At 74.6% G+C, this 25,203-nt stretch carries 22 protein-coding genes; 15 read left to right on the top strand and 7 right to left on the bottom strand.

What is annotated here, in order from left to right; genetic code table 11:
* Window positions 1-139: 139 nt before the first annotated feature.
* The 3 genes from C9F11_RS35035 (at window position 140) to C9F11_RS35025 (ending at window position 2,988) form a co-directional block, all read left to right on the top strand.
* The gene (locus tag C9F11_RS35035) at window positions 140-1,453 is read left to right on the top strand and encodes a glycosyltransferase family 4 protein (RefSeq protein WP_138967391.1); all 1,314 of its coding nucleotides are present in this window, start codon (window positions 140-142) and stop codon (window positions 1,451-1,453) included.
* 179 nt (window positions 1,454-1,632) lie between these two features.
* A complete protein-coding gene (locus C9F11_RS35030; protein WP_249402007.1) occupies window positions 1,633-2,661 on the top strand; it encodes an aminoglycoside phosphotransferase family protein in 1,029 nt (342 codons plus the stop codon).
* 60 nt (window positions 2,662-2,721) lie between these two features.
* Window positions 2,722-2,988, top strand: coding sequence for a WhiB family transcriptional regulator (locus C9F11_RS35025; RefSeq protein ID WP_138963303.1), 267 nt, complete (start codon window positions 2,722-2,724; stop codon window positions 2,986-2,988).
* A 70-nt stretch (window positions 2,989-3,058) separates the two neighbouring features.
* On the opposite strand, the gene C9F11_RS35020 is transcribed toward C9F11_RS35025, so the two are convergent.
* Window positions 3,059-4,510, bottom strand: a complete 1,452-nt coding sequence (locus C9F11_RS35020; protein WP_138963301.1) for an NAD(P)/FAD-dependent oxidoreductase — start codon at window positions 4,508-4,510, stop codon at window positions 3,059-3,061.
* Between the two features lie 117 nt (window positions 4,511-4,627).
* Here C9F11_RS35020 and trxA point away from each other — a divergent pair, with 117 nt between their 5' ends.
* Window positions 4,628-5,008 carry a thioredoxin gene (gene trxA, locus C9F11_RS35015; protein WP_138963299.1) on the top strand — a complete coding sequence of 127 codons (381 nt, stop codon included), beginning with the start codon at window positions 4,628-4,630 and terminating at the stop codon, window positions 5,006-5,008.
* A 28-nt stretch (window positions 5,009-5,036) separates the two neighbouring features.
* Here trxA and C9F11_RS35010 read toward each other — a convergent pair whose 3' ends face one another.
* Window positions 5,037-6,134, bottom strand: a complete 1,098-nt coding sequence (locus C9F11_RS35010) for a LacI family DNA-binding transcriptional regulator (protein WP_138963297.1) — start codon at window positions 6,132-6,134, stop codon at window positions 5,037-5,039.
* Window positions 6,135-6,440: 306 nt separating this feature from the next.
* Here C9F11_RS35010 and C9F11_RS35005 point away from each other — a divergent pair, with 306 nt between their 5' ends.
* From C9F11_RS35005 to egtD, 6 genes are all read left to right on the top strand, one after another.
* A complete protein-coding gene (locus C9F11_RS35005) occupies window positions 6,441-7,859 on the top strand; it encodes an amidase (RefSeq protein ID WP_138963295.1) in 1,419 nt (472 codons plus the stop codon).
* Between the two features lie 134 nt (window positions 7,860-7,993).
* Complete coding sequence (locus C9F11_RS35000) at window positions 7,994-8,311, top strand: hypothetical protein (RefSeq protein WP_138963293.1); 318 nt, start codon at window positions 7,994-7,996, stop codon at window positions 8,309-8,311.
* A 247-nt stretch (window positions 8,312-8,558) separates the two neighbouring features.
* Window positions 8,559-9,929: an ergothioneine biosynthesis glutamate--cysteine ligase EgtA gene (egtA, locus tag C9F11_RS34995; protein ID WP_138963291.1), complete on the top strand. Its 1,371-nt coding sequence runs from the start codon at window positions 8,559-8,561 to the stop codon at window positions 9,927-9,929.
* Window positions 9,926-11,344, top strand: coding sequence for an ergothioneine biosynthesis protein EgtB (egtB, locus tag C9F11_RS34990; protein WP_138963289.1), 1,419 nt, complete (start codon window positions 9,926-9,928; stop codon window positions 11,342-11,344). Before egtA ends, egtB begins: the two co-directional genes overlap by 4 nt.
* Window positions 11,344-12,099 carry an ergothioneine biosynthesis protein EgtC gene (gene egtC / locus C9F11_RS34985; protein WP_138963287.1) on the top strand — a complete coding sequence of 252 codons (756 nt, stop codon included), beginning with the start codon at window positions 11,344-11,346 and terminating at the stop codon, window positions 12,097-12,099. Before egtB ends, egtC begins: the two co-directional genes overlap by 1 nt.
* A complete protein-coding gene (gene egtD, locus C9F11_RS34980) occupies window positions 12,096-13,058 on the top strand; it encodes an L-histidine N(alpha)-methyltransferase (RefSeq protein ID WP_138963285.1) in 963 nt (320 codons plus the stop codon). The genes egtC and egtD overlap by 4 nt, the downstream gene beginning before the upstream one ends.
* A 52-nt stretch (window positions 13,059-13,110) precedes the next feature.
* Here egtD and C9F11_RS34975 read toward each other — a convergent pair whose 3' ends face one another.
* Window positions 13,111-14,343 (bottom strand): extracellular solute-binding protein, encoded by a 1,233-nt coding sequence (locus C9F11_RS34975; RefSeq protein WP_138967386.1) that lies wholly within the window; start codon window positions 14,341-14,343, stop codon window positions 13,111-13,113.
* Between the two features lie 292 nt (window positions 14,344-14,635).
* On the opposite strand from C9F11_RS34975, the gene C9F11_RS34970 reads away from it, so the two are divergent.
* Window positions 14,636-14,851 (top strand): dodecin, encoded by a 216-nt coding sequence (locus tag C9F11_RS34970; RefSeq protein WP_138963283.1) that lies wholly within the window; start codon window positions 14,636-14,638, stop codon window positions 14,849-14,851.
* A gap of 209 nt (window positions 14,852-15,060) precedes the next feature.
* Here C9F11_RS34970 and C9F11_RS34965 read toward each other — a convergent pair whose 3' ends face one another.
* Window positions 15,061-15,549 (bottom strand): hypothetical protein, encoded by a 489-nt coding sequence (locus tag C9F11_RS34965; protein WP_138963282.1) that lies wholly within the window; start codon window positions 15,547-15,549, stop codon window positions 15,061-15,063.
* Window positions 15,550-15,662: 113 nt separating this feature from the next.
* Between C9F11_RS34965 and C9F11_RS34960 the strand changes: the two genes are divergently transcribed.
* Together C9F11_RS34960 and C9F11_RS34955 are read left to right on the top strand one after the other, a co-directional pair.
* Complete coding sequence (locus C9F11_RS34960) at window positions 15,663-16,700, top strand: LLM class flavin-dependent oxidoreductase (RefSeq protein WP_138963280.1); 1,038 nt, start codon at window positions 15,663-15,665, stop codon at window positions 16,698-16,700.
* Between the two features lie 74 nt (window positions 16,701-16,774).
* The gene (locus C9F11_RS34955) at window positions 16,775-19,132 is read left to right on the top strand and encodes an excinuclease ABC subunit UvrA (protein WP_138963278.1); all 2,358 of its coding nucleotides are present in this window, start codon (window positions 16,775-16,777) and stop codon (window positions 19,130-19,132) included.
* 182 nt (window positions 19,133-19,314) lie between these two features.
* Here C9F11_RS34955 and C9F11_RS34950 read toward each other — a convergent pair whose 3' ends face one another.
* Window positions 19,315-20,277 (bottom strand): LysR family transcriptional regulator, encoded by a 963-nt coding sequence (locus C9F11_RS34950; protein WP_138963276.1) that lies wholly within the window; start codon window positions 20,275-20,277, stop codon window positions 19,315-19,317.
* Between the two features lie 35 nt (window positions 20,278-20,312).
* Between C9F11_RS34950 and C9F11_RS34945 the strand changes: the two genes are divergently transcribed.
* Together C9F11_RS34945 and C9F11_RS34940 are read left to right on the top strand one after the other, a co-directional pair.
* Window positions 20,313-21,410, top strand: coding sequence for a serine hydrolase (locus C9F11_RS34945; RefSeq protein ID WP_249402006.1), 1,098 nt, complete (start codon window positions 20,313-20,315; stop codon window positions 21,408-21,410).
* 83 nt (window positions 21,411-21,493) lie between these two features.
* Entirely contained in the window at window positions 21,494-22,513 is a 1,020-nt protein-coding gene (locus tag C9F11_RS34940) for an MBL fold metallo-hydrolase (protein ID WP_138963274.1), read from the top strand.
* Here the strand turns inward: C9F11_RS34940 and C9F11_RS34935 are convergent.
* Both C9F11_RS34935 and C9F11_RS34930 read right to left on the bottom strand, forming a co-directional pair.
* Window positions 22,510-23,256: a succinate dehydrogenase/fumarate reductase iron-sulfur subunit gene (locus C9F11_RS34935; protein ID WP_138963272.1), complete on the bottom strand. Its 747-nt coding sequence runs from the start codon at window positions 23,254-23,256 to the stop codon at window positions 22,510-22,512. The genes C9F11_RS34940 and C9F11_RS34935 overlap by 4 nt on opposite strands.
* Window positions 23,253-25,202, bottom strand: a complete 1,950-nt coding sequence (locus C9F11_RS34930; protein WP_138963270.1) for a fumarate reductase/succinate dehydrogenase flavoprotein subunit — start codon at window positions 25,200-25,202, stop codon at window positions 23,253-23,255. The genes C9F11_RS34935 and C9F11_RS34930 overlap by 4 nt, the downstream gene beginning before the upstream one ends.
* Window position 25,203 lies beyond the last annotated feature (1 nt).

The raw sequence follows: 25,203 nt of genomic DNA, 5'->3' as shown, positions 1-25,203 counted from the left end.
CCTCTCACCGTGGCCGGAATCCCGGCTTACCCGGGCGCGGGAAAGTGGCCTGCGTTTCCGCCGCGTCATTTCGCCGCGCGTCCCGACCCACGCGCGGATCTGTCGAGCACCGCCGAGGGGAAAGCTCCGCATGAAGGCTCTGAAGGTCGTGTTCCTGCTGCACAACGCGTACGGGGTGGGGGGCACCATCCGCACCACCCTCAACCTCGCGTCCGCGTTGTCCGAGCGCCACGACGTCACCATCGTCTCGCTGATGCGCCACCGCGAGCGGCCGCGCTTCGAGGTCGACCCGCGGGTGCGGCTCGTACCGCTGGTGGACGTCCGGGCGGGGAGCGCGGACACGCTCGCCGCGCTGTTCGCCGAGCCCGCCGAGGCGTTCCCGTCGGCGGAGCGGCGCCACCACCAGTACACGCGCCTGCACGACGCGCGCGTCGCGGCGTATCTGCGGCGCTGCGACGCGGACGTGATCATCGGTACGCGGCCGGGGATCAATGTGTACCTCGCGCGGTTCGGCCCGCGCCGCGCGCTGCTCGTCGGCCAGGAGCACCTGCGGCACGACGCGCACAGCAAGCGGCTGCGCGCCCAACTCGCGCGCCACTACCGCCGTCTCGACGCCCTGGTGACGACCACGGAGGCCGACGCGGACGTCTACCGCAGGCGGATGCCGCTGCCGGGGGTGCGGATCCTGAGCATCCCGAACATGGTGCCCAGGCCGCAGGTCCTGCCCTCGGACGGCACCGCCAAGGTCGTCGCCGCGGCGGGGCGGCTCGTGCCCGGCAAGCGGTTCGACCTGCTGGTGTCGGCGTTCGCCACGGTCGCGGAGCGGCACCCCGACTGGCGGCTGCGGATCTACGGCGGCGGCCAGCAGAAGGAGCCGCTGGAGCGCGCGGTCGAGGAGCTGGGCCTCGGCGGGCAGGTGGAGCTGATGGGGGTGCGCTCGCCGATCGAGCCGGAGTTCGCGCAGGCCTCCGTGGTCGCGTCCGCCTCCGACGCCGAGTCGTTCGGCATGACGCTGGTGGAGGCCATGCGGTGCGGCGTGCCGGTGGTGAGCACCGACTGCCCGCTCGGCCCCGCCGAGATCATCAGCGACGGCCACGACGGCCGCCTGGTGCCGACGGGTGACGAGGCCGCGCTCGCCAAGGCGCTGCTCGAACTCATCGAGGACGCGCCGCGGCGGCGCGCGATGGGCGCCGCCGCCCTGGAGAGCGCCCGCAGATACGACCCCGAGCCGATCGCCGCCCGGCACGAACTCCTCTTCGCCGAGCTGCGCTCCACCCGCCGCAGGCGGGCCTGGCGGCGGATCCTGCCCGCGCGGGCGCGGCGCGCGCTGCGGCGGCTGCGGGGGCCGGGTGGGGGCGGTACCGCGCTCCCCGCGCCGTCCGCGGAAGGCCCCGCGGGGCCGGACCGGGCGCCGCGCGAGGCCCGGACACCGGTCACCGCGAGCACCGACTGAGGCAGCCGGGCGGCGCCGTGGCGGTGGGCCGCCGAGGCGTCCTCGGCGCTGCGGGGCCGGCGGGCCGCGCGGGGCGCCCGGAAACTCGGTGGACAGCGGATCCGGCCGACGGGTGGGATGGGGCACCTTCCACCAGGTCGACGCAGGCGCCGGGAACACAGCCCGGCCGAGGAGTTCCCGTGTCATCGAGCGGTACCGACGAGACGTACGACAAGCAGGACGCCGACGAACAGGGCGTCAACGAACAGGGCATCGACGAGCAGGACGTCGACGAGCAGGACGTTCCGGACGCCCTGGACGACGACGAGGTCGTGGTCACCATCGACGAGCCGCTGGTACGGCGCCTCCTCGCGGCGCAGTTCCCGCGCTGGGCCCACCTGCCCGTGACCCCGGTACCGCGCTCCGGCATGGACAACGCGACCTTCCGCCTCGGCGACGACATGGCGCTGCGGCTGCCCCGCTACGCCCGCTGGACCGGCCAGGTCGAGCGGGAGCAGCGCTGGCTTCCGTGGCTGGCTCCGCAGCTGCCGCTCGCGGTCTCGCAGCCGCTGGCGCAGGGCGAGCCGGGCGAGGGGTACCCGTTCCCGTGGTCGGTCTGCCGCTGGCTTCCGGGCGAGCCCGCGACGACGGACGGCCTGGCGGATCCGCAGGAAGCCGCGGTGCAACTGGCCGGGTTCATCCGGGCGTTGCAGCGGATCGACGCGACGGACGGGCCGCCGCCGCAGTGGAGCAATGCCTTCCGGGGCACGCGCGTGGGCACCGAGTGCCCGCAGCTGGCCGCCGACTCCACGGTGCGGGCGAAGATCGCGAAGCTGGACGGAGCGGTCGACACCGACGCGGTCACGGCGGTGTGGGAGCAGGCCCTCGCCGCGCCCGCCTGGGACGGTCCGCCGGTGTGGCTGCACGGCGACCTGGCGACCGGCAACCTGCTGGCGGTCGAGGGGCGGCTCAGCGCGGTCATCGACTTCGGGACGCTGGCCGTGGGCGACCCGGCGTGCGACCTGATCCCGGCGTGGATGTTCCTGCCCGCGAAGGCCCGTGCCACGTTCCGGGCGGCGGTCGGCGCCGACGACGCGACGTGGGCGCGCGGGCGGGGCATCGCGCTCGCCGGGTCGCTGCCGGTCCCCGACGACCCGTTCTTCCAGCAGGACCCGGCGCGTGTGACGACGGCGCTCCGGCATCTGGAGGCGATCCTCGCGGACGGCTGACCGGACGACTGACCGGACGACGCCGTTTCGTCCCCTTCGCTCCCGGGAACCCGCCGCCGCATGGAAACGGTGCCCCTGCGACAGGACTGGATCCACCGGGCCGCGTGTGCTGATGAGGACCCTGAGCTGTTCTTCCCCGTCGGCACCTCCGGACCCGCCGAGCAGGAACAGAAGGAGGCCAAACGCATCTGCGCGCACTGCACGGTGGCGCGTGAGTGCCTCGCGTACGCGCTGAGCTCCGGCCAGACGTCGGGGGTGTGGGGCGGCAAGGGCGAGGACGAGCTCGCGGCGCTGCGCCCCTCCCGGGCCGCGCGGAGGCGGGTGTAGGGCACGGCCGCCGTCCGGCCGTGCCCCACTGACGGGGCGGCTCCCGGTCAGCCCCCGCCGCGGGCCCCTGTCAGCCCCGGTACGTCTCCAGGAGCCGCAGCCACACCTCGCTGATCGTCGGGTACGCCGGGACCGCGTGCCACAGGCGGTCGACGGGCACCTCGCCCGCGATGGCGACCGTGGCGGAGTGGATGAGCTCGCCGACGCCGGGGCCGACGAAGGTGACGCCGAGGACGACCTCGCGGTCCAGGTCGACGACCATGCGGGCGCGGCCCCGGTACCCGTCGGCGTACAGGCCCGACCCGGCGACGGACGCGAGGTCGTAGTCGACGGCGCGCACGCGGTGGCCCGCCTCCTCGGCGGCGGCGAGGGTGAGGCCCGCCGACGCCGCCTCCGGGTCGGTGAAGACGACCTGCGGGACGGCGTCGTGGTCGGCGGTCGCGCTGTGGGCGCCCCACCGGTCGGTCTCCAGGATCGGCACCCGCCGGGCGCGGGCGGCGATCGCCGCGCCCGCGATCCGGGCCTGGTACTTGCCCTGGTGGGTCAGCAGCGCCCGGTGGTTCACATCACCCACGGCGTACAGCCAGTCGCTGCCCGCGACCTGGCAGCTGTCGTCGACGGACAGCCACGTGCCGGGCTCCAGGCCGACCGTGTCCAGGCCGAGGTCGTCGGTGCGCGGGGCGCGGCCGGTGGCGAAGAGGACCTCGTCGGCCTCGATCCGGTCGCCGCCGTCGAGCTCGACGGTGACCGTGGCGCCGTCCCGGCGCACCGCCTTCACCGAGGTGTCCGTCCGCACCTCCGCGCCCGCCTCGCGCAGCGCGTCGGCGACGAGCTCCCCGGCGAACGGCTCCATCTTGGGCAGCAGGCCGTCGCCGCGCACCAGCAGGGTCACGCGGGAGCCGAGCGCCTGCCAGACCGTGGCCATCTCCACGCCGACCACGCCGCCGCCGACCACCACCAGGCGGCCGGGCACGTGGTCGGCGCTGGTCGCCTCGCGGCTGGTCCACGGCTTGGCGTCGGCGGCGCCGGGCAGGTCGGGGACCACGGCCCGGCTGCCGGTGCACACCGCGACGGCGTGCCGGGCCGCCAGGTGCGTGACGGTCCCGTCGGCGGCGGTCACGCTCACCCGGCGCGCGCCCGCGAGCCGGCCGTGGCCGCGGAACAGGTCCACGCCGATCGAGTCGAGCCAGCCGACCTGGCCGTCGTCCTTCCAGTGGGAGGCGTACGCGTCCCGGTGGGCGAGGACGGCGGACGCGTCGAGGTCGCCCTCGACGAGGTGGCGCAGGCCCGGCACGCGGCGCGCGTCCGCGCGGGCCACGACGGGCCGCAGCAGCGCCTTGCTGGGCATGCAGGCCCAGTACGAGCACTCGCCGCCGACCAGCTCGCTCTCCACGACCGCCGCGCTGAGGCCCGCCGCGCGCGCCCGGTCGGCGACGTTCTCCCCCACTGGTCCGGCCCCGATGACCACTACGTCGTACGTGTTGTCCGCTGCTTCGCCCGTGGCGTCCGTGGATTGCGTCATGGGGCCAGTCTGGTGCCAGGTGTGCGGCGTGGCCACACGGGTACGCGCGCGGAATACGGCCGCCGCCGCGGCCGTTGTGCACGACGGCTTCGCCCCCACCAGGAAGAGAGACTCATCATGAGCACGACCGTGGAGCTCACGAAGGAAAACTTCGACCAGACGATGACGGAGAACGACTTCGTCCTGATCGACTTCTGGGCGTCCTGGTGCGGGCCCTGCCGCCAGTTCGCGCCGGTCTACGAGAAGGCCGCGGAGGCCAACCCGGACCTGGTCTTCGGCAAGGTCGACACGGAGGCGCAGCCGGAGCTCGCCGCCGCCTTCGGCATCCAGTCGATCCCCACGCTGATGATCGTCCGGGACCAGGTCGCGGTGTTCGCGCAGCCGGGCGCGCTGCCGGAGTCCGCCCTGGAGGACGTGATCGGGCAGGCCCGCGGGCTCGACATGGACGAGGTCCGCAAGTCGGTCGCGGAGCAGCAGGCCAAGGAGCAGGAGGCGTAGCACCCGCTCCGGGGCGCCGGGCCGGGGCTCAGCTCGACTCGCGGTGCACCACGCTCGCACCGAGGACGTCGTGGACCTCCGGCCGCGCCCCGGGCTCCCGCACCACCCGGTCGACGAGCTCGGCCAGGCCGCGGCCCGACGGCAGCTCGATGCGGACGCTGCTCAGGCGCGGGCGGAGGAGCCGCCCGAGCATCAGGTCGTCGGCGCCGACGACGGCCGCGTCGTCCGGGACGCGTACGCCCTCGTCCTGGAGGGCGCGCATGAGGAGCATCGCGTACTCGTCGTTGTACGCGAAGACGGCGTCGAGGCCGAGCCCGCGCCAGCGGCCCGCGAGCCGGGCCGCGGAGTCCTCGCCGTATCCCAGCGGCAGCTCGGTCACCCCGCCGTCGCCCGCGCCGCGCACGGCGGCCCGCACCCCGTCGAGGCGCGGCCGCGAGAAGGGTTCGAGCCCGGGTTCCTCGGGGACCACGACGCCTATGCGGCGGCGGCCGCGGGCGAGCAGGTGCTCGGCGGCGCTGCGGCCGACCAGACGCTGGTCCATGAGCAGCGCGTGCGCCCCCTCGGCGCGCTGCGGGCCGAGCGTGAACACCGCCTTGGCGCCCGAGCGCTTGAGGACGGAGACGCCGCGGGCGCCGAGCGCGGTGGCGTCGGGGGCGAGCACCGCGACCGGGCGCAGCTCGGCCCAGGCGCGGGCGGCCTCCTCGCCGGTGAGGCCGAGGCTGCCGTACTGCACCACGGTGTAGTCGAACCGGCTGAGCGCCCACTGGAGTTCGCTGAAGAACTGGTTGAAGAGCGGGCCCACGGGGATCTGGGGCGTGGGCATGAGGACCATGCGGGTGTGCCCGGCGCGCAGGCTGCGGGCGGCGGCGTGCGGGACGTATCCGAGTTCCTTGGCGGCCTCGCGGACGCGGCGGCGGGTGGGCTCGCTGATGCGCACGGCACTGGTGTTGTTCAGGACGTAGCTCACGGTGGCGCGCGAGACGCCCGCGAGGCGTGCGACGTCGGCGCTGGTCGGAACGGAGTGCGGCACGCGCTGGTCGGCGTCCTGCGGCTCGGGGTCGGGTGGCGGGCTCGGCGCGGTCGGCGCCGGATCCGGCGCGGCCTGCTGCTTCGGTATCTGCACCATGACGAAGGCAATCCTTCCAGACGGCCCCGGGGCGCACCCAGGCGGGCGCGGGGGCGCTGCCGGGCAGTCGACGGGGCACGGGCGCGCACGCCATCGTGGCTGGTAGCGCGGGAGGTCACACACGCCGCTGACCGCGCACACGCGGCTCGGCCGGGGCGGCACACGCCGCTCACGCGCGCCGCGGCCCCGCGGAGCGCGCGCGGCGGACGGGAGTGAACTCCGCCGCCCCGATACCGCGTTGGCCCGCCGGAAGCTACCGTGCGGTAAGCAACCGCGGCCGCGCCGCCCGACCGAAGGTGCCCCCAGATGAGCAGCGACCGTTCCGAAGGCCTCGCGGAGACCGTCCGCGCGCTCAGCTCGGGCGAGGTGTCCGCGCGCGAACTCACCGAGCGGACGCTGAACCGGATCCTGGCGACACAGCCCACGCTGAACGCCTTCCGCGTGGTGCGCGCCGAGGCCGCGCTCGCCGAAGCGGACGCCGCCGACCGGCAGTTGGCGAGCGGCGTCCGTGCCCCGCTGCTCGGGGTGCCGCTCGCGGTGAAGGACGACACGGACGTGGCGGGCGAGCCGACGGCGTTCGGCTGCCCCGGCGACTTCCCGCCCAAGGCGCGGGACGCGGAGGCGGTGCGCAGGCTGCGGGCCGCGGGCGCGGTCATCGTCGGCAAGACCAACACGTGCGAACTGGGCCAGTGGCCGTTCACGGAGGGGCCCGCCTTCGGCGCCACCCGCAATCCGTGGAACACCGGTCACACGCCGGGCGGTTCGTCGGGCGGCTCCGCGGCGGCGGTCGCGGCGGGCCTGGTCCCGGTGGCGCTCGGCTCGGACGGCGCGGGCTCGGTGCGGATCCCGGCCGCGTGGACCCATCTCGTGGGGGTCAAGCCGCAGCGCGGACGCATCTCGACGTGGCCGTGGCCCGAGGCGTTCAACGGGATCACCGTCAACGGCCCGCTCGCGCGCACCGTGGCCGATGCCGCGCTGCTCCTGGACGCGGCGAGCGGCAACCACCAGGACGACCCGCACCAGCCGTCCGCGATCCGCGCCGCCGAGGCCGCCACGCGCGAACCGGGCAGGCTGCGCGTCGCGCTCTCCCTGCGCACCCCGTTCACGGCCACGCCCAAGCGGCTGCACCCCCTCGTGCGCGCCAAGGTCGTGGAGCTCGCCGACCGCCTGGCCGCGCTCGGGCACGACGTGGAGGAGGCCGACCCGCGCTACGGCCAGATCGGCCTCGCCTTCGTGCCCAGGGCCACGGCGGGCGTCGCCGACTGGGTGCGCGAGGTGCCCGACCCCACCCTGCTCGACCCGCGCACCAAGGAGGCAGCCCGGCTCGGGCGGCTGCTCGGCGGGGCGCCGCTGCGGCTCTCCCGGCGGGCGGAGGCGACCCTGCAGCGCCGGGTCGGCGCCGTCTTCGCCACGTACGACGTGGTCCTCGCGCCCACGACGGCCACCCCGCCGCCGCCCGTCGGGGCCCTCGCGGGGCTCAGCGCCCTGCGCACGGACCAGGCGATGATCGCGGCGTGCCCGTACGCGTGGCCGTGGAACGTGCTCGGCTGGCCGGGGGTGAACGTGCCCGCGGGCCGGGTCGCGGGCGGCCTTCCGGTGGGCGCCCAGCTCCTCGGCCCCGCGGGCAGCGAGCCGCTGCTCATCTCCCTGGCGGCCCAGCTGGAGGCGGACCGGCGCTGGCACGCTCATTGGCCGGAACCGGCGGACACGCGGGCGGCGCCCTGAGCGAGCGGCGCCCTGAGCGGGCGGCGTCCCGGGGTCTCCCCCGGGCGAATCGGCGACGACGAGGGGCATGGAAGCCTTGGGCGGCGCTCGAAAATGCCGTGCGCCTCGTGAATGCGCCGTCTACCGTCTGGCCCGTGCAGCTCTACGAGATCCACATCCACGGTTTCGCCGACACAGAGGCGGCGCTCGCGCTCCAGGAACCCCTCGCCCGCCTGCTGTGTCCCGTCGAGGACCACACCGGGCCCTGCGAGGTGCCCTGGGGCTTCACCGCGGGTGAGGGCTCCCTGGTGCTCGGCATCTACGCGAGCGCCGCGAAGGCGGCGGAGGTGACGGACCGGGTGCGGTCCTTCGTGGGCGGCGCCCACCCGGCCGTCCTGGGCGGGCCGACCAGCGACGTCTTCGACGAGCTCGCGGAGCAGTACCGCGTCGAGCACCCCGCGCCCCGCGACTGACCGGCGCTCCTCCAGGGGCGGACGTGCCGTTTCGGCCATCCCGCGCGGGAACGGCACACGCGTGGTCTATTGGAAGGAACCCCCCGTGTGGTGCGTGAACGGACGGCGTGGCGCGGCCGTCGTTCACCACAACGGCACTTCCCGGCCACCCGGGGCCGTCTTGTGCGAAATAGCTTCAAGGTCTTGGGTGTTACGAGCGCTGCCCGGACGCGACGTCCGGGCCGCCCGGAACAGGAGGACCCCCGGCATGCCAGAGGGAGACTGTACGAACCGTCGCGTGCGTCCTCGGGACGCCGTGACCGAGGCGGAGGTCGAGGCGCTGGTGCGCGGCATCTGCTTCAAGAACGGACCGCCCGCCACCGTCGGCGTCGAGCTGGAATGGCTCGTCCACGACCGGCGCTCACCGCGCCTTCCCGTCACGTCCGCCCGCGTCGAGACCGCCCGCGCGGCCCTGCGGACCGAATCCCTGCACTCGGCGGTCACCGTGGAACCCGGCGGTCAGCTGGAGCTCAGCTCGCTGCCCGCCGCCTCGCTCATGGAGTGCGTATCGGCCGTGGCGGCCGATCTCACCGTCGTCCGTGACACGCTCCGCCCCCTGGACCTCACCCTCACCGGCCTCGGCGCCGACCCGTGGCGCGCCCCGACGCGGCTGCTGCGGGAGCCGCGCTACGACGCCATGGAGTGCTGGCTCGACCGCGCGGGCGAGGCGGGCCGCCGCATGATGTGCTCCACGGCGTCCGTGCAGATCTGCCTGGACGCCGGGTACGCGGAGCCGGGGCCGCTCGGCTTCGCCCGGCGCTGGCGGCTCGCGCATCTGCTCGGCCCGGTCCTGGTGGCGGCGTTCGCCAACTCGCCGGTGCAGGACGGCCGGGCCACGGGCTGGCGGTCCACGCGGCAGGCCGTGTGGGCGGGCATCGACCCCGGTCGGTCGGGCGCGCCCGCGCTCGACGAGGAGCCGCGGGCGGCCTGGGCGCGGCACGCCCTGGACGCGCCGGTGATGTGCGTGCGTACGGCAGACGCGGTGAGCACGGCGGACACCGCGGATACGGCGGACGCCGGGTGCTCCGGGGCCGCGGACGGGACGCCGTGGCTGGTCCCCCAGGGCCTGAGCTTCCGGTCCTGGGTGCGCTCGGGGCTGCCGCGGCCGCCCACGCGCGGGGACCTCGACTACCACCTCACCACGCTGTTCCCGCCGGTCAGACCGCGTGGGCACCTGGAGCTGCGCATGGTCGACGCGCAGCCGGGCGCGGACGGCTGGGTGGTGCCGCTCGCCGTGACCATGGCGCTCTTCGACGACGCGCAGGCCGCCGAGACGGCCTACCGCACCGTGAAGCCGCTGGCCGAGCGGGCCGGGGTGACGCCCGCGCCGCACAGCCCGCTGTGGCTGGACGCGGCGCGCGACGGCCTGGCGGACCCGGAGCTGCGCGAGGCCGCCACGGCCTGCTTCGCCGCGGCCCTGGAGGCGCTGCCCCGGCTCGGCGCCGGAGCCGAAGTGCTCGCCGCCGTCGCGGCGTACGCCGACCGGTACGTCGCCCGGGGCCGCTGCCCCGCGGACGACCTGCTCGACGAACTCGACGCACAAGGGGCGCTCGCGCCCGGGAAGGACGTACCGCGATGACCGGTTCCACGACCGGAGCCCCGCACGGCGTGCCCGTCGGCCCCGAGGAGCTGCGGGAGCGGGCGCTGGGCGCGCTCCGGGCCGCGCGGGAGCGGACCGCGCTGCTCACCTCCTGCGTCGAGGACGCCGAACTGACCGCGCAGCACTCGCCGTTGATGTCGCCGCTGGTGTGGGACCTCGCCCACATAGGCAACCAGGAGGAGCAGTGGCTGCTGCGCGCGGTCGGCGGCCGCGACGCCCTGCGGCCCGAGATCGACTCCCTGTACGACGCGTTCGAGCACCCGCGCGCCGCCCGTCCCTCGCTGCCGCTGCTCGCGCCCGACGAGGCCCGCCGCTACGCCGCCGACGTGCGCGGCCGGGCGCTCGACGTCCTGGAGAGCACCCCGTTCACGGAAGGCACCCCGTTCGCGCCGGACGCCCCGCCCGCCACGGGCGGCGCGCAGGCGGTGCACGGCCTCACCGACGCGGGCTTCGCCTTCGGCATGATCGCGCAGCACGAACAGCAGCACGACGAGACCATGCTGATCACCCATCAGCTGCGCGCGGGCGCCCCGGCGCTCACCGCCCCCGACCCGGAGCCCGCTCCGGCCTTCGGCGGCCCGGACGAAGTCCTCGTGCCCGGCGGCACGTTCACCATGGGCACCTCCACCGAGCCCTGGGCGCTCGACAACGAACGCCCCGCCCACCAGCGGCTCGTGCCGCCCTTCTGCCTCGACACCACGCCGGTGACGAACGCCGCGTACCAGCGCTTCATCGACGACGGCGGGTACGAGGAGCCGCGCTGGTGGCACGAGCGCGGCTGGGAGGCGGTCCGCAAGAACGGCCTCACGGCGCCGCTGTTCTGGCGCCGCGAGGGCGGCCAGTGGCTGCGGCGCCGCTTCGGCCGCGTGGAGCCGGTGCCCGCCGACGAGCCGGTGGTCCACGTCAGCTGGTACGAGGCGGACGCGTACGCGCGCTGGGCGGGGCGGCGCCTGCCCACCGAGGCCGAGTGGGAGAAGGCGGCCCGCCACCGGCCCGAGGAGGACCGCTCGGCGCGCTACCCGTGGGGGGACGAGGACCCCGCGCCCCGGCACGCGAACCTGGGCCAGCGCCATCTGCGCCCGGCGCCCGCCGGCAGCTATCCGGCGGGCGAGTCGCCGCTCGGCATACGGCAGTTGATGGGCGACGTGTGGGAGTGGACGGCGAGCGACTTCCTGCCCTACCCGGGCTTCGTCGCCTTCCCCTACCGCGAGTACTCGGAGGTGTTCTTCGGCGGCGACTACAAGGTCCTGCGCGGCGGCGCCTTCTCCGTGGACGCCGTGGCCTGCCGGGGCACCTTCCGCAACTGGGACCACCCGGTGCGGCGGCAGATCTTCTCCGGCTTCCGCACGGCCCGCGACGCCACGGCCGCCGAGCTGGCCGCGGAGCTCGGCTGATGTGCCGTCACCTCGCCTACGTCGGCGCGCCCGAGCACCTGGACGCGCTGCTCGTGGCGCCGGAGCACGGCCTCTTCCGGCAGTCCTGGGCGCCCCGGCTCCAGCGGCACGGCACGGTCAACGCCGACGGCTTCGGCGTGGGCTGGTACGCCGACGGTGACCCGGTGCCCGCGCGCTACCGGCGGGCCGGGCCGATCTGGGGCGACCAGTCGTTCGCGGACCTCGCGCGCGTGGTGCGCTCCGGGGCGGTGCTCGCCGCCGTGCGCGACGCCACCGTGGCCGGGGCGGACGGGGAGGCCGCCGCGGCGCCCTTCGCCGCGGAGACCTGGCTGTTCAGCCACAACGGCGCGGTGTCCGGCTGGCCCGGCTCGCTCGCGCCGCTGGCCGCCGGACTCCCGGCCGCCGATCTCCTGTCCCTGGAGGCGCGCTGCGACTCGGCGCTGGTCTGGGCGCTCGTCCAGGCCCGGCTGCGGCGCGGCGAGCCGCTGCCGCAGGCCCTCGCGGACACGGTCGTGGAGGTCGCGGAAGCGGCCCCGGGTTCACGGCTGAACCTGCTGGTCACCGACGGCGCGACGATTGCCGCGACGGCCTGGGGCGACACCCTCTGGTACCTGGCCGTGCCCGGGCGCGGCACCGTCGCCGCGTCCGAGCCGTACGACGACGACCCGCGCTGGCGCGAGGTCCCCGACCACACGCTGCTCCACGCGAGCCGCACCGACGTCCTTCTCACCCCGCTCAAGGAGCCACCTGCGTGAGCCCGTTCCTGCTGACCCGCACCCTGCCCGAGGACGCCACCGACGCGGCCCTGCGCGCCGACGTCCTGCACGGCCTGTCGCGCACCCCGAAGACCCTGCCGCCCAAGTGGTTCTACGACGCGCGCGGCAGCGTCCTGTTCGACGAGATCACCACCCTGCCCGAGTACTACCCGACGCGTGCCGAGCGCGAGATCCTGGTCGCGAGGTCGGCACGGATCGCCGAGGTCACCGGGGCCCGCACGCTGATAGAGCTCGGCTCGGGGTCCTCCGACAAGACCCGGCACCTCATCGACGCCCTGACGGACCTGGACACGTACGTGCCCGTCGACGTCAGCGAGTCCGCGCTCACCGGCGCGGCGAACACGCTCCTCGCGGAGCGGCCCTCCCTGAGCGTGCACGCGCTCGTGGCCGACTTCACCCAGGGCCTCGCGCTGCCCGGCACGCCGGGGCCGCGCCTGGTGGCGTTCCTCGGGGGCACCGTCGGCAATCTGCTGCCCGCCGAGCGCGCCGCGTTCCTCGCCTCGGTGCGCGGCCTGCTGTCCCCCGGAGACGCGCTGCTCCTCGGCACGGACCTGGTCAAGGACGAGTCGGTCCTGGTGTCGGCGTACGACGACGGGGCGGGCGTGACCGCCGCGTTCAACAAGAACGTGCTGCACGTCGTGAACCGCGAGCTGGGCGCGGACTTCGACCCCGAGGCGTTCAGCCACGTGGCCGTGTGGGACCGCGACCGGGAGTGGATCGAGATGCGGCTGCGGTCCCGGCTGACGCAGACGGTGAAGATCCCCGCCCTGGACCTGGCGGTCGACTTCGAGCGGGGTGAGGACCTGCGCACCGAGGTCTCCGCGAAGTTCCGCGAGGACGGCGTCCGGTCCGAACTGGCCGCGGCGGGCCTGGAGCTGACGCACTGGTGGACGGACGAGCGGCGCCGCTTCGCGCTGTCCCTGAGCACGGCGTCCTGAGGCCGGGGCCCGGGGCCCGGCGCCGTCCGGCGGCGGGCCCCACGGGCCGGGCTCAGTGCGCGTTGTCCTCCAGGGCCTCGGTGATCCGGCCGGAGGCCGCCTTGGCCTCGGCGGCCGCGTCGCCGCCCGCGAGGACCTTCGACATGTACGTCTTGATCGGGTTCTTGGCCTCGACCAGGGCCCAGCGCGGCGAGTTGGGCGTCGCCCGCCCGCGCGCGGCCCCGGCCGCCATCGCGGCCACCCCGGCGTCGCCCGACACGGTGGGGGCGAGCGTCGTCTTGTTCGGTACGTAGTCCATGGTGCGGGCGAGCTCCTTCTGCCACTTCTCGCCCGCGAGCGCCTTGACGACCTCGACGGCCGCCTTGCGCTCCTTCGTGCCCTCGCGCACCACGAGGTCGGAGCCCCCGGTGAAGACGGCGCCGGGCTTGCCCGCGGTCTTGCCGGGGATCGGGAAGTAGCCGATCTTCCCCTTCAGGGCGGGGTTCTTCGCCTCGATGGCGCGGGCGCTGCCGGGCACCGCGATGATCTGCGCGACGTCGCCCTTGGCGAACACCCCGGCCTGCGGCGGGTGTTCCTCGTCCGCGTCCTGGGGGCCGTCGCCGAGCGCCTGGAGCTGCTTGTAGAAGTCCATGCCGCGCAGCGCGGCCGGGGAGTTCAGGGTGCCCTTCCAGATGCCGCCCTTCTCCTTGGCGAGGTCGCCGCCCTCGTCCCAGATGAACCCGGCCAGCGTGTACCAGTCCTGTCCGGCGAGGTAGATCCCCTGGTCTGCGCCGGAGTCGAGGCGCGCCGTCGCGTCCAGCCACTGCTGCCGGGTCTTGGGCGGCTGCTTGATCCCGGCCCGGGCGAACAGGTCCTTGTTGTAGAGGACGACGCGGTTGGCGGCGTACCACGGCACGCCGTACTGGGCGCCCCGGTAGCGGCCGGGCTCGGCGAGGCCGGGCAGCCAGTCGTCCATGCCGAGGTCGCGCGCGGACTCCAGGGTGAGGTCCTCCAGGCCGCCCCCGTCGACGTACTGGGAGACCTGGGTGTTGCCGACCTCGATGACGTCGGGCCCGTCGTCCTTCTTGAGGGCCTTCTGCACCTTGGGGCCGATGCCGGTCCATTCGTGGATGCGGACGTCCAGGTCGATGTCGTCGTGCTGCTTCTCGAAGTCCTCGGTGAACCGCTTGACGAACCCGTCCGACGCGCTGCCCCGCATCAGCCAGACCGTGACGGAGCTCTTGTCGTCATCCGAACCGGTCAGGACGCCGCAGCCGGGCAACAGGGCGGTGGCGGCGAAGGTCAGGGTGAGGGAGAGCGAGATGCGTCTGTGGCGCGCGTTCACGTCGGTCACTTTCTGCGGGGGACAGCACGGGGGGAGGGGCCCGACGTGGGGAAGAGCGGTGCTCGAACGGGTGTGTGGGATTTTGGTACGGACCTCAACATCGGGTCAAGGGGCGCGGGCCCATCGGTCTCTCACGGCACCTCCATCAATCGATCACATCGGTCCACCCCCGCACCGCCGCCGACAGGCCCGCGCCACCGCCCGGCACTACCGTGGAGGACAGCCGCACCGCCGCGGAGAGGAGAAGGACCCCATGTCCGAGCACACCTACCGGGTCACCGAGATCGTCGGTACCTCCCACGAAGGCATCGACCAGGCCATCCGCAACGGCGTCAGCCGCGCCTCGCGGACGCTGCGCGGCCTGGACTGGTTCGAGGTCACGCAGGTGCGCGGCCATATCGAGGACGGGGAGATCCGGCACTACCAAGTGGGCCTGAAGCTCGGCTTCCGCCTGGAGGAAGCGGACTGACCACCCCCCACGGCCGCAGCCGCGTCCCGCGCCGCCGCAGCCGCGTCCCGCGCCGCCGCAGGCCCGTCCTCCACCGCCGTACGTACGCCCCGCGCGGCCGCAGGCACGTCCGCCGCCGCCGCAGGCACCCCCCTCGCGCCCTCAAGCACGGCCTCCGCCGCCGCAGGCACACCTCGCACCCTCAAGCACGGCCTCGCGGCCTCACGGCTTCAGGTGCGCCCCTCGCGCTCCTGCCCGTCCTTGAGCGCCGCCGACGTCCGCGCCCAGCGCGCCCGCACCACCGCGAACCCGGCCCGCTCCGCGTCGTCGCACACCAGCTCGTCGTCGTCCACGAGCACGCGCACCTCGCGGCCCTGCGCGAGCCGCCGCAGGACCTCCAGCTTGGTGCGGCGCGCGGGCCGCCGGTCGTGGTCGCGCCGCATCCAGATCCGCCCCTCGGGCAGCCCCTGCGCGGCGAGCCACGCCTCGGTGTCGGCACGGCAGCGCTCCGGCCGCCCCGTCAGATACACGACCTCGCACTCCCCCGCGCTCTCCCGCGCGAGCGCGACGCCGCGCGGCAGCGGCGGATCGTACGGCGCCGCCGCGAAGAACGCGTCCCAGTCCCGCGGCCTGCGCTCCAGGAACCGCTGGCGGTGCGCGGTGTCGGCGAGCGTGCCGTCGAGGTCGAACACGGCCAGGGGTCTGGTGTCGTCCGTCACGTGATCAGCGTAAGGACACGGCAGCGGCGCACGGAACGCGACGCACCTCATGAAGTGCGCGACGCCGTGGCGGGAGCGGGAATCCTCAGCGGCGACGAGCGTTGAACACGTCTGTGAGCACAGTGATCCATTCCACCCGCTTCTCCGTCCTCGACCGCTCGCGCGTCCGCGAGGGGCACGCGGGGCCCGAGGCGCTGCGTGACACGGTCCGCCTCGCGCAGGACCTGGAGGCGCTCGGGTACCACCGCTTCTGGGTGTCCGAGCACCACGGCGTGCCCGGAGTCGCCGGTTCCGCGCCGACGGTGCTCGCCGCGGCCGTCGCCGGAGCCACCCGTACGATCCGGGTCGGGACGGGCGGCGTGATGCTGCCGAACCATCAGCCGCTCGTGGTCGCCGAGCAGTTCGGGGTCCTGGAGGCGCTGTTCCCGGGCCGGATCGACATGGGGCTCGGCCGCTCGGTCGGGTTCACGGACGGCGTGCGCAAGGCGCTCGGCCGCGACAAGCACGCCGCCGGGGACTTCGCGGCACAGCTCACCGAGCTGCTCGACTGGTTCCGCGGCGCCTCGGACACCGGTGTGCGCGCCTACCCCGCCGACGGCGTGCGGGTCCCGGCGTACGTCCTGGCCACCGGCGAGGGCGCCGCCATCGCGGCGGCCGCGGGCCTGCCCCTGGTCATCGGCGACCTGCGGGGCCGCGACCGGATGCTGCGCGCCGTCGACGGCTACCGCGCGGCCTTCACGCCCTCGGAGTGGGCACGGGAGCCGTACGTGATCGTCTCGGGCTCGGTCGCCGTCGCGGAGACCGAGGAGGCGGCCCGCCGTCTGCTCGTGCCGGAGGCCTGGTCGATGGCGTACTCCCGCACGCACGGCACGTTCCCGCCGCTGCCGCCCGCCGGGCGCGTCGAGGAGCTCGCGGCGACGGGCGGCATGACCGACAAGGAGCGCGAGCTGTACGAGTCCGGGCTCCGGGGCCACGTCCACGGCACCGAGGAGCAGGTCGCCGACGCCCTGGAGGCGCTGCTCAAGGACAGCGGCGCCCAGGAGGTCCTGGTGACCACCAGTACGCACGACCGCGTCGGCCTGCTCGACTCCTACCGGCGCCTGGCGCGCGTCGCGGGCCTCCCCGGGGCCCCGGAGGCCGCCGGCGCGTGACCGCCCGAGGTGCGCGAACGGCCCCGGCCTAGAATCGTGGGGTTTGCCCCATCGCCGCGTTCGGAGCCCGCCCCATGCCCAGCCCCCGCGCCCACGACCACGACCCGTTCGTCCGCGTCCGGGGCGCCCGCGAGCACAATCTGCGCGGCGTCGACGTGGACGTCCCGCGCGACGTGATCGCCGTGTTCACCGGCGTCTCCGGCTCCGGGAAGTCCTCGCTGGCCTTCGGGACGATCTACGCGGAGGCCCAGCGGCGCTACTTCGAGTCGGTCGCCCCGTACGCGCGCCGCCTCATCCACCAGGTCGGGGCGCCCGAGGTCGGTGAGATCACGGGCCTGCCGCCCGCCGTCTCGCTCCAGCAGCGCAGGGCCGCGCCCACCTCCCGCTCCTCGGTGGGGACCGTCACGACGCTGTCCAACTCGCTGCGGATGCTGTTCTCGCGCGCCGGTACGTATCCCGAGGGCGCCGAGCGGCTCGATTCGGACGCGTTCTCGCCGAACACGGCCGCCGGGGCGTGCCCCGCGTGCCACGGCCTCGGCCGGGTGCACCGCACCACCGAGGAACTCCTGGTCCCCGACCCGTCCCTGTCCATCCGCGACGGCGCCGTCGCGGCCTGGCCCGGCGCCTGGCAGGGCAAGAACCTCCGCGACGTCCTGGACACGCTCGGCCACGACGTGGACCGGCCCTGGCGCGAGCTGCCGCAGGGCGAGCGGGACTGGATCCTGTTCACCGACGAGCAGCCGGTGGTGACGGTCCACCCCGTCCGCGAGGCGGGCCGCATCCAACGCCCCTACCAGGGCACGTACATGAGCGCCCGGCGCTACGTCATGAAGACGTTCGCCGACTCCAAGAGCCCGACCCTGCGCGCCAAGGCCGAGCGCTTCCTGACCAGCGAGCCGTGCCCGGCGTGCGGCGGCAGCAGGCTGCGGCCCGAGGCGCTCGCGGTGACGTTCGCGGGCCGTACGATCGCGGAGCTCGCCGCGCTGCCGCTGAGCGACCTCGCCGCGTGCCTGCGGGACACCGGCGGCTCGGAGACGGCCCGCGTCCTCACCGCCGACCTCCTCTCCCGCATCGACACCATCACCGAGCTGGGCCTCGGCTACCTCTCCCCCGACCGCGCCACGCCGACGCTCTCCCCCGGCGAACTCCAGCGCCTGCGCCTGGCGACCCAGCTGCGCTCCGGGCTCTTCGGCGTCGTGTACGTCCTGGACGAGCCGTCGGCCGGGCTGCACCCGGCCGACACCGAGTCCCTCCTCACGGTGCTCGACCGGCTCAAGGCGGCGGGCAACTCGGTGTTCGTCGTGGAGCACCACCTCGACGTGATGCGCCACGCCGACTGGCTCGTGGACGTGGGCCCGCGCGCGGGCGAGCACGGCGGCGAGATCCTGCACAGCGGGCCCGTGGCGGAGCTCGCCGACGTTCCCGGGTCCGCGACGGCCCGCTACCTCTTCGGCCGCGCGCCGGCTCCCGTACGGGAGGTCCGCGAGCCCCGCGGCCGGCTGAAGGTGGGCCCGGTGACCCGGCACAACCTGCGGGACGTGACGGTGGAGTTCCCCCTCGGCGCGTTCACCGCGGTCACCGGCGTCTCCGGCTCCGGCAAGTCCACGCTCCTCGGCGAGCTCACCGAGGAACTCGACGGCGTCGGGCGCCTGGTCCGCGTCGACCAGAAGCCCATCGGCCGCACCCCCCGCTCCAACCTGGCCACCTACACCGGCCTCTTCGACGTCGTGCGCAAGGTCTTCGCGGCCACGGACGCGGCGCGGGAGCGCGGGTACGGCGTCGGGCGGTTCTCCTTCAACGTGGCGGGCGGGCGGTGCGAGACCTGCCAGGGCGAGGGCTTCGTGAGCGTGGAGCTCCTCTTCCTGCCCAGTACGTACGCGCCCTGCCCCGACTGCGGAGGCGCCCGCTACAACCCCGAGACCCTCCAGGTCACCCACAACGGCCGCACCATCGCCGAGGTCCTCGACCTCACCGTCGAGGCCGCCGCCGGCTTCTTCGCCGACACGCCCGCCGTGCGGCGCAGCCTGGGCACCCTCATCGACGTGGGCCTCGGCTATCTGCGCCTCGGCCAGCCCGCCACGGAGCTGTCCGGGGGCGAGGCGCAGCGCATCAAGCTCGCCAGCGAGCTGCAGCGGGCGCGGCGCGGACACACCCTCTACCTCCTGGACGAGCCCACCACCGGGCTGCACCCCGCCGATGTGGAGCTCCTCGTGGGGCGGCTGCACGAGCTCGTCGACGCGGGGCACTCCGTGGTGGTCGCCGAGCACGACATGGCCGTGGTGGCCGGGGCGGACTGGGTGGTGGACCTCGGGCCCGGGGGCGGGGCGGACGGGGGCCGCGTGGTGGCCTGCGGCCCGCCGCGGCAGGTCTCCCTCACCCCCCTCAGCCGGACGGCCCCCTACTTGGCCGCGGCCCTGCCCTCCCCGGCCTGACCCCTCGCCCACCCGCCCGCCCTCCCGTACCTGCCCCAGCGACCGGCGTCGGCCCCGACCTGGCGGCTCGCGGGTTGTCGGTCGTCCGCCGCCTTGAGAGGGAGCAGGTGAGATTTAGAGCCCGTCCGGCGATTGAGGACGAGCGCGCGGCGCGACGGGGGGCGGGTGGGTGGGGGCAGGGCTCACGGTGGGGCGTAGACCACTGACCAGGGGCGGGGGGCCGGGCCCGGCGCGGAGGGGAGCCTCGGTGTCGCTGTGCCGCTGCTGGCAAGCACCTCCGTCGCCAGGCCCGCGAACCGGCGGGCCCCGGCGTGTGCCCCCTGCCCGGGCCACGCCCCGGCGACCCGTTGCGCGAGGGGCCGTCCGGCGAGCGGGCGCCAGACCACCCTCGGCTCCTTGCGCGCGGCGGTGCCCCGTTCGAAGGCCACGCCCTGCCCCGCCGCCACGAGGCCGAGCAGGAACTCGGGGTTGCGGGCGTGCCGGACGCGGCCGGGCACGAAGCCGCCCCCGCGGCAGGCGTCGAGCGTGGCGTCGTACCACCCCGGCGCGGCGTCCCGCGGGCCGATGACCAGGTCGTGCCCGGACAGATCCGCGAGGGTGACCTCCGCGAGCCGGGCCAGCGGGGACGTGCGGGGCAGCACCACGCCCAGCTCGACGGCGACTTCGGGGCCGAGGACGAGGCCGGTGGCGTCCACCGGCAGATGCAGCAGGCCGACGTCGAGGCCGCCGGACGCGAGCAGGCGCAGCTGCTCCCGCGTGGACACCTCCTGGAGGTCGACGCGCAGGCCCGGCGCGTGCTCCGCGCAGGCGGCCAGGAGCGCGTGCAGCACGGGCGCGGCGGTGTCCTCGGGCACGCCCGCGCGCAGCGTGCCGACGTCGCCGTCGACGGCGCGTCGCACCAGGGAGCGCAGCCGCTCCTCCCGCACGAGGAGCTCGCGGGCCTCGTCGTACAGGACGGACCCGGCGGCGGTGAGCCGGACCTGCCGGTTGCTCCGGTCGAAGAGTTCGGCGCCGAGCTCCTTCTCCAGGCGGCGTACGGCCTGGCTGAGCGGCGGCTGCGCCATGCCGAGCAGCTCGGCGGCCCGGCTGAAGTGCAGCTCCTCCGCGGTGACGAGGAAAATACGCAGGTGCCGCAAGAGATCCACGCGACGAGCGTAGGCGAGAGGAAGTGAGGGGCGGGATGCGGGTCGAGGAACGCATACGGGAGGTCTTCGCCCGGGCGGGCGCGGAGGGCGCGCTGCACGCGATGCGCGTCGACACCACCGGAGCAGCCGGTCCGGCGACCGCCCCGCCCGACCACCCGCGACCGGCAACCGCCCCACCCGACAGCCCGCGACTGTCGGCCGCCTCACCCGACCACCGGGGACATGCAGCCGCCCCACCCGACGACCCGAGACCAGCGGCCGCCCCGCCCGACGGCCCGGGACCAGCGGCCGCTCGCCCCCGCAGCATGAGCCACGGCGTCTCGCTCGCCGCCGACACCCCCGTCCCCGTCTCCTCCGTCTTCAAGGTGCTGCTCGTCCTGGAGTTCGCGCGCCAGGTCGCCGCGGGGCAGCTCGATCCGCGGGAGCGGGTCCTGGTGACGGACGGGCAGCGGCTGGGGGGCTGGGGGATCGCCGGGTGTGAGGACGACGTGGAGGTCTCGCTGCGCGACCTCGCGTACTTCGCGCTGACCGTGAGTGACAACTCCGCGGCCGACGTCCTGCTCTCCCGCGTCGGCCTCGACACGGTGGGCATGCTGGCGCGGGAGCTGGGTCTCGCCCGGACCCGGATCGTGGGCGGGCCGCGCGAGGCCCTCGCGTCGATGCTGAGCGACGTCGGAGCGCGCACGGCCGAGGAGTTCGCCTCGCTGTACCGGGCCCTGCCGGACGAGGGGAAGCGGCGCCTGAGCGTCCTCGACCCGGGGCGGGCCAACGCCAGTACGCCCCGTGAGGTCACCCGCCTGCTCGACCTGATCTGGCGGGACGCGGCGGGGCCGCCCGAGGCGTGTGCGCGGGTGCGGGCGCTGATGGGACGCCAGGTGTTCCGCCATCGCCTCACCTCGGGGTTCCCCGACGACGTACGGATCGCCGCGAAGACCGGCACGCTGCCGGGGCTGCACATCGAGGCGGGCGTGGTGCGCTGGCCGGAGGGCGACACGTACGCGGTGGCCGTGTTCGCCAGGAGTCACGCGATGGCCGCCGACCTCACCCGGGTGGACGCCGCGATCGGCACCGCCGCCAGGATCGCCGTCGACAGTTTGCGCAACCGGGCCGACCGCCCGCGGCCACCGCTCTGACCTGGTGTCATAGCGGATCGGATATCCAGCTCGCGGGTTTCTGATCTTGGACGGCGGCCGCCGCCTCCTGATCTGCTGCCGCCATGAACACCCACGCACGCCATCTCGGCCCCGGCCGTCGCACCCTCCTGCGCGGTGCCGCCCTCGGCGCGGCCGTCCCGCTGCTCCCCGCCACCGCGTCCGCCGAGGGGCGCGCCCCGGCCCGCGGCCGTTCCTCCGCGCCCGTCTCGTACCGCTGGCTCGGCACCTCGGGCTGGCGGATCGACCTGCGGCAGAAGAAGCAGAGGAACAGGACCGTCCTCGTCGATCCGTACGTCACCCGCTTCGACACCGGCCTGTTCAGCGGCTCCTTCGACCCCGGCACGCGGCTGCGCACCGACGAGGCGCTGGTGCGCGAGCACGCGGGCACCCCCGAGGTCATCTGCGTCACGCACACCCACTGGGACCATCTCAACGACGTTCCCCATCTGGCCCGTTCGACGGGGGCCCGGGTCATCGGCACCGAGACGACGTACCACGTGCTGCGCTCCTTCGGCGTGGACGCGGGGCGGATCTCCGTGGTGAAGGGCGGCGAGGTGCTCGACTTCGACGGGTACGTGATCGAGGTGGCGAGCTCCCGGCACAGCCGAGGCGGCTCGTACTCCTACTTCGCGCCCGGCACCCTGCACGCCCCGCCCGCGGCCGCGCCCCGGACGGTCGCCGACCTGCCGGAGGGCGACACGCTGGCGTTCAAGGTGACGCCGGACGGCGCGCCCTCGGCGCTCTTCATGGGGGCGAGCGACTTCGACGAGCGCTCCTTCCGGGGCCTGGAGCCGGACATCGCGATGGTCGCGGTGGCGTCGAGCGCGTCGACGCACCGCTATGTGCCGCGGCTGCTCGACGCCCTCGGCCGCCCCGGCGTGGTCGTACCGGTGCACTGGGACGACTTCGAGAGGCCCCTGAGCCTGCCGCCCCGCAAGGACGGCACGGGCCTGGACGACTTCCTCGCCCAGGCCCGTGCGGTCAGCCCCGATGCCCGGTACGTGGTGCCGGACTACAGGACGGTGTACGGAGCCGACCTGCGGCCCCTGCGCCAGCGTCCCGAGAGGGCGCGGGGCGCCTAGCGGGGCGCCTTGCGGGTGGCCCGCAGCCACTCCTTGTTCATCGCCGCGATGGACGGCAGCGGGATGCCCTTCGGGCAGGCCGTGGCGCACTCGCCGGTCAGGGTGCAGCCGCCGAAACCCTCGGAGTCCATCTGCGTGACCATGTCGAGGACGCGGGTCTCGCGCTCGGGCGCGCCCTGCGGCAGGACGCTCAGATGGTTGACCTTGGCCGAGGTGAACAGCATCGCCGAGCCGTTGGGGCAGGCGGCCACGCAGGCGCCGCAGCCGATGCACTCGGCGTGCTCGAAGGCGTAGTCGGCGTCCGGCTTCGGCACGGGTGTGGCGTGTGCCTCGGGCGCGGAGCCCGTCGGGACGCTGATGTAGCCGCCCGCCTGGATGATGCGGTCGAAGGCGGAGCGGTCGACGACCAGGTCCTTGATGACCGGGAAGGCGGCCGCGCGCCACGGCTCGACGTCGATGGTGTCGCCGTCCGCGAAGGACCGCATGTGCAGCTGGCAGGTGGTGGTGCGCTCGGGCCCGTGCGCGTCGCCGTTGATGACGAGCGAACAGGCGCCGCAGATGCCCTCGCGGCAGTCGTGGTCGAAGGCGACCGGCTCCTCGCCCTTGACGATGAGCTCTTCGTTGAGGGTGTCGAGCATCTCCAGGAAGGACATGTCCGGCGAGATCCCGTCCACGTCGTACGTGGACATGGCGCCTTCGGCGTCGGCGTTCTGCTGGCGCCAGACGCGCAGGGTGAGCTTCATGCGTAGCTCCGCTGAGTGGGGTGGACGTACTCGAAGACGAGGTCTTCCTTGTGCAGGACGGGGGCGGTGCCGGTGGCGGTGAACTCCCAGGCGGCCGCGTAGGAGAACTCCTCGTCCCTGCGGGCGGCCTCGCCCTCGGGGGTCTGGGACTCCTCGCGGAAGTGGCCGCCGCAGGACTCGGCGCGGTGCAGCGCGTCGAGGCACATCAGCTCGGCGAGCTCCAGGTAGTCGACGATGCGGTTGGCCTTCTCCAGGGACTGGTTGAACTCCTCGCCGGTGCCGGGCACCTTGAGGCGCCGCCAGAACTCCTCGCGGATCTGCGGGATGCGCTCCAGGGCCTTGCGCAGGCCCGTCTCGGTGCGGGCCATGCCGCAGAACTCCCACATGAGTTCGCCCAGCTCGCGGTGGAAGGAGTCGGGCGTGCGGTCGCCGTCGACGGCCAGCAGGCGCGCGATCCGCTCCTCGGTCTCGGTGATCACCTCGCGCACCGCGGGGTGCCGGTCGGTGACCTCCTCCTGGTGCGGGTTCCGCGCGAGGTAGTCGTTGATGGTGGACGGCAGGACGAAGTAGCCGTCGGCCAGGCCCTGCATCAGGGCGGAGGCGCCGAGCCGGTTCGCGCCGTGGTCGGAGAAGTTGGCCTCGCCGATGGCGAACAGGCCGGGGACGGTGGTCTGGAGGTCGTAGTCGACCCACAGGCCGCCCATCGTGTAGTGCACGGCGGGGTAGATCCGCATCGGCACCCGGTACGGGTCCTCGTCGGTGATCCGCTGGTACATGTCGAAGAGGTTGCCGTACTTGGCCTCGACGGCGCCCCGGCCCATGCGCGCGATGGCGTCGGCGAAGTCCAGGTAGACGCCCTGGCCGCCGGGGCCCACTCCCCTGCCCTCGTCGCAGACGTTCTTCGCGGCGCGCGAGGCGATGTCGCGCGGGACGAGGTTGCCGAAGGAGGGGTAGATGCGCTCCAGGTAGTAGTCGCGCTCGTCCTCGGGGATCTCGTTCGCCGGGCGCGTGTCGCCCTTGGCCTTCGGCACCCAGATGCGGCCGTCGTTGCGCAGCGACTCGCTCATCAGCGTCAGCTTCGACTGGTGGTCGCCGGTGCGCGGGATGCAGGTGGGGTGGATCTGGGTGAAGCACGGGTTGCCGAAGTAGGCGCCGCGCCGGTGGGCCCGCCACACGGCGGTGGCGTTGGAGTTCATGGCGTTGGTCGACAGGTAGAAGACGTTGCCGTAGCCGCCGGAGGCGAGGACGACGGCGTCCGCGAAGTAGGTGTCGATCTTGCCGGTGACCAGGTCGCGGGCGACGATGCCGCGCGCCCGGCCGTCCACGACGATCACGTCGAGCATCTCGGTGCGCGGATGCATCTCCACGTTTCCGGCCGCGATCTGGCGGCTGAGCGCCTGGTACGCGCCGAGCAGGAGCTGCTGGCCCGTCTGGCCGCGGGCGTAGAACGTGCGGGACACCTGCACGCCGCCGAAGGAGCGGGTGTCGAGCAGTCCGCCGTACTCGCGTGCGAAGGGCACGCCCTGGGCCACGCACTGGTCGATGATCTCCACCGAGATCTGTGCGAGCCGGTGCACGTTGGACTCGCGGGCGCGGAAGTCGCCGCCCTTGACGGTGTCGTAGAACAGGCGGTGCACGGAGTCGCCGTCGTTGCGGTAGTTCTTGGCGGCGTTGATGCCGCCCTGCGCGGCGATCGAGTGGGCGCGGCGCGGCGAGTCCTGGTAGCAGAACTGCACGACGTGGTAACCCTGTTCGGCGAGCGTGGCCCCGGCGGAGCCGCCCGCGAGCCCGGTGCCCACCACGATCACGGTGTGCTTGCGGCGGTTGGCGGGGTTGACCAGCTTGGCCTCGAAGCGGCGGGTGTCCCAGCGCTCGTTGACCGGCCCCCGCGGCGCCTTGGTGTCGACGACCGGCTCTCCGGTGACGTACTCGGCAAAGGAATTCATC

This window comes from Streptomyces sp. YIM 121038, from assembly GCF_006088715.1.
GTDB lineage: Bacteria > Actinomycetota > Actinomycetes > Streptomycetales > Streptomycetaceae > Streptomyces.
This window is presented reverse-complemented; position numbering and strand designations above follow the sequence as displayed.